General features: G+C 65.2%; 7 protein-coding genes. 3 read left to right on the forward strand and 4 right to left on the reverse strand.

Annotated features, from left to right (window positions below):
• Positions 1-648, reverse strand: a 648-nt coding sequence (locus tag AC5JJ6_RS02975; RefSeq protein WP_496040620.1) for an IS256 family transposase, incomplete at its 3' end; no start/stop codon positions are given.
• A 159-nt stretch (positions 649-807) separates the two neighbouring features.
• On the opposite strand from AC5JJ6_RS02975, the gene AC5JJ6_RS02980 reads away from it, so the two are divergent.
• Entirely contained in the window at positions 808-1062 is a 255-nt protein-coding gene (locus AC5JJ6_RS02980; protein ID WP_496040621.1) for a hypothetical protein, read from the forward strand.
• A 95-nt stretch (positions 1063-1157) separates the two neighbouring features.
• Here AC5JJ6_RS02980 and AC5JJ6_RS02985 read toward each other — a convergent pair whose 3' ends face one another.
• The gene (locus tag AC5JJ6_RS02985) at positions 1158-1760 is read right to left on the reverse strand and encodes a glutathione S-transferase family protein (RefSeq protein WP_496040622.1); all 603 of its coding nucleotides are present in this window, start codon (positions 1758-1760) and stop codon (positions 1158-1160) included.
• A gap of 276 nt (positions 1761-2036) precedes the next feature.
• Here AC5JJ6_RS02985 and AC5JJ6_RS02990 point away from each other — a divergent pair, with 276 nt between their 5' ends.
• Entirely contained in the window at positions 2037-2390 is a 354-nt protein-coding gene (locus AC5JJ6_RS02990; protein ID WP_496040623.1) for a transposase, read from the forward strand.
• Between the two features lie 11 nt (positions 2391-2401).
• Entirely contained in the window at positions 2402-2776 is a 375-nt protein-coding gene (locus AC5JJ6_RS02995) for a transposase (RefSeq protein ID WP_496040624.1), read from the forward strand.
• 228 nt (positions 2777-3004) lie between these two features.
• Here the strand turns inward: AC5JJ6_RS02995 and AC5JJ6_RS03000 are convergent, their stop codons facing one another.
• Entirely contained in the window at positions 3005-3190 is a 186-nt protein-coding gene (locus tag AC5JJ6_RS03000; RefSeq protein ID WP_496040626.1) for a hypothetical protein, read from the reverse strand.
• A complete protein-coding gene (locus AC5JJ6_RS03005) occupies positions 3147-3563 on the reverse strand; it encodes a CsbD family protein (protein ID WP_496040625.1) in 417 nt (138 codons plus the stop codon). Before AC5JJ6_RS03005 ends, AC5JJ6_RS03000 begins: the two co-directional genes overlap by 44 nt.
• Positions 3564-3878 lie beyond the last annotated feature (315 nt).

Raw genomic sequence — 3878 nt, forward strand, 5'->3', positions numbered from 1 at the left:
GCGACGAGTGAGGCCGCGGAGGAAGTCGAGCCAGAACGGCTCCGCCTCCGAGCTGCCGACCGCCATGCCGAGGACCTCGCGCCGACCATCGGCATGGACGCCGACCGCGATGGTGACCGCGACAGAGACTATGCGCCCGGCTTCGCGGACCTTCACGTAGGTGGCGTCCAGCCAGAGGTAGGGCCAGTCGCCCTCGATGGGGCGGGCAAGGAAGTCGCGCACCCGCTCGTCGATCTCGGCGCAGAGGCGGCTGACCTGGCTCTTGGAGACACCCTCCATGCCCATGGCGCGCACGAGGTCGTCTACAGAGCGCGTCGAGATGCCCTGGACATAGGCCTCCTGGATCACCGCGGTCAGCGCCTTCTCCGCTGTCCGGCGAGGCTCCAGAAAGGCGGGGAAGTAGGAGCCGCGCCGGAGCTTCGGAATGCGGAGCTCGACCGTCCCGACCCGGGTCTGCCAGTCCCGCTCCCGGTAGCCGTTGCGCTGCGCCAGGCGATCGGGGCTCCGCTCGCCATGCGCGGCGCCGGTCAACTCGCCCACCTCCAGCTCCATCAGCCGCTCGGCAGCGAAGCCGATCATCTCGCGTAGGAAGGACGCGTCGGCAGACTTCTCCAAGAGGCCCCGAAGGGCCATCGTCTCGTCGGTCATCGTGGCTGGTCCATGGTCCAGGGGTTGTCGGTCTCAGCAACCCAACCCTAGCCAGGACCGTCACGATGGCCGCCACCGTTACGGCGGCGGCCTGCTACACCATCACCCGGGACACGACCCTTCCCGCCTGGGCTGCGCCGGCTCAAGGATCCAGGCGCGGTGGCTGAGGACATGCAGGAGGTGGGGCTAGGCGAGGTCGCCGTGCACACGATCTCCGGCGTCTGGACCGCGCCTTTAGCCAACTGGGCAGCGGACAACGCGGGCCGGCTCTATCGGCAGTTCCCGCTCAGGGCGGCACTCACTGCAACGGAATGGGAGTGCGTGCGCGAGGCTCTCCGTACCCCGCTTGCCGCTCGACATCCCAGCGCGGTGCCGATCACCTCCGGAGCGCATGTCGGCATCGGCTTTCGATGAGGCCGGTCTAGGTCCATATACTGCGATATAATCCCCTATTCGGCGCAGGTGCGGCAACCGGCCGAGCTCGCCAATGCGGCGCTGGGCCGGCCCCATTAGCCAGTCGGCACTGTCCGCGACAGGGGCGGCGCGTCGCGCACCCCGGCATACCACGCCGCCAACCTTGGGCGGTCTCCGCGCCAGGGCTCATGGCCGTATCGGAAGTCGAGGTAGCCCAGCGAGCAGGCCACCGCGAGGCTGCCGATGGTCCAGGCCCCCTGCAATGCGTCTGCTTCCCGGTCCAGAAGGTTCAGTGCGCGTTTGATGGCGGCCTTCTGCCGTGCAGAGAAGGCACTCCGCGCCTCATCTTGCGGCAACCGCTCTTCCAGCAGGCGGCGAACCGCCGCGTCGAGGATGCCGTCGGCAAGTGCCTGGAACTTGAGCGCCATCCAACGATCGGGACCTGACTGCGGGAACAGCGGCGGCGCGTCGCCCACGACATCCAGGTACTCGCAGATGACCGGGCTGTCGAACAGCGCGAGCCCGTCGTCGGTGACCAGCGTCGGTACCTTCGAGAGAGGATTATCGGCCAGCAGATCGGCAGGCAGGTCGAACGGCTTGGAGATCACCCGCTTGATCCGAGCTTCAATCCCGCGCGCGACAGCGCAGGCCATCACCTTGCGTACGTAGGGACTGTGCGGAGAGAAGTACAAATTCATGGACAATCTCCCTAATCTCGTATATGGAATGTATCCGTAAGCGCTCGCGCCAGATCAGGTGTGAGAGATAGCTCCCTTCAGACCATCGATGCGAACCTGCCGGTCCAGTCCGTTCCGTTACTCTTTCCCTATGGGAAAGGCCCGTGCCATCACACGGATTCGCAGCTTGGCGAGGAGTTACGAAGCCGCTGCATCTTGTTGCGTGGGTCGCCCACTTGGGCGCGGTCGAGTAGGCTGGCACAGAGGCGAGCTCTCGAGCAATGAGGGACGCCTGCCGTGCCGTTCAAGTCCAATGCTGATCGCCCGCACCACATCCCCAAGCAGCGGCGTAGGATGACCAACCGGGTTGAATACGATGCCGGCCTACGTGTCGGCAGCAGTCTCACCGTGTGGTTCACGGCCGAGGCGGTCGAGGGTTGGCGAGCCGAGGCGGGCCTGGGGCGGAGTGGCCAGGCGAAGCACTCGGACCTTGTGATCGCAACTGCCCTGACGCTGCGTGCCGTGTTCCGCCTGGCGTTGCGCCAGACCGAGGGCTTGATTAGCCCCATTGTGCAGTTGCTCGGTCTCAACCTCGCAGCGCCGGACCGTTCAACCTTAAGATTATGCAATCGCGCAGCGGAGGTGAGCTAGCGCATCTGCTGGTGGACAGTACCGCGCTGCGGCTGTGCGGTCCCGGTGGCTGGCTGGACAAAAAGCGAGGCGCCAAGCGGCGCCGGGCTTGGAAGGTGCTCCACCTCGCCACCGACGTCGACACTGACGAGATCACCGCCAGTGTCCCACCTTGCGCGGATGCGGTGCCAAGCGACGCGGCCGAGACCATACCGACGCTGTGCGATGCGCATCTGCGATGTATCGCCGAGTGCGGCCGTACGGGTTGGCAGCGGGCCTCGGGGTACGGCTGGCGCGCCTTGGTGGAGTCCGACATCTCGCGCTGGCAGCGCTTCATCGGCGATGGGTTACGTTCGCAAACCGACGGCGTCAGGCAATCGAGGTGGCCATCGCCGCGAGTGTACTGAACCGCATGCTCGAGCTCGGGCGGCCGGAGTACATTCGCATCGCATGACCCCCAGCGCAGATATGGCTCAGTGCGTCTAAGCCGCCGACCCACGCAACACGATGGCTCGGCCCTGTTCATCACCGATCACGGTCGTCGATAGGTGTTGAACAGAGTGGGCGACTGCTGCGAATGTCGGCCAATCGGTGCTCATGGCCACCGCTGGCCTCGGCCCGTCCTGTCACGCCGGTCACAACTCTGCCCACTCAAAGATGCTGTTGAACTGCTCCGGCTCGGTCATCACGCGACCGACCGCAATGATGAGCGCCACCGCGGCGTCGATCTTTTGCTCCTGCCGCGCCTTGGTTGAGTCGAGGTTACTCTGCTGATTGTCAGCTTCGGTACACGTGCCTGTTGCCGCCGATGACTCGTTCAAGCAGGAAGCCTGTGAGCGCCGCCACCCCAACCGCGGTTAAGGGACGCTCTCGAATGACATCCAAGTATCTGTCAAGCTGCTGGCCGTAGCGGTCAGCCGTCCTGGCCGCCGCATCCAATCTGGGTGTGGCGGGCTCTCTAGAAAGTCGCTCCACCTCCGCGCGGAGTTGCTCGACTTCGGACTGCGGGTCAGCCGCGGCCTCTCGGGCTGCGTCCTTCGCTCCGCCGGTGGCGTTCCGAAGAGTCGTGGCAGTCTCGTCGACTCGTCCTTCAACTTGAAGCTTTGCGTCCCCGGTCAGATCGCCCGCCGCTGTTTTGGTTCTTCCCACCACGTAATGTGCGGCTCCGCTGCTGCGATCTGAATTCATCGTCATTCCTCACTCGGTTGCGGCATGCATCGCCAATTTGCTGAACAGATTCGGCCCGATAACGTAGGGGCGCCGGCGTGGTTCTCCCAAATCGCCGCTATCTATACGGTCCAGCTGGTAAGCGGCCTTGTTGCACCGATCGCCGGCCTGGCTGGCTTCGGGTAGGGTGAGAACGGGGCAAGGCTCCTTCACCCTGCAGGACCATCCCTCATGCCGTTCAAGCTGAACGCCGCTCGGCGCCATGTGACCAACTGGGCCGCGTACGAGGTCGTGTCCCTGGACGTGGTGTAGGAGCGGTGCTCCTGGCGGGCTGTGCCGCGG

It is taken from the genome of Skermanella sp. (assembly GCF_059503625.1).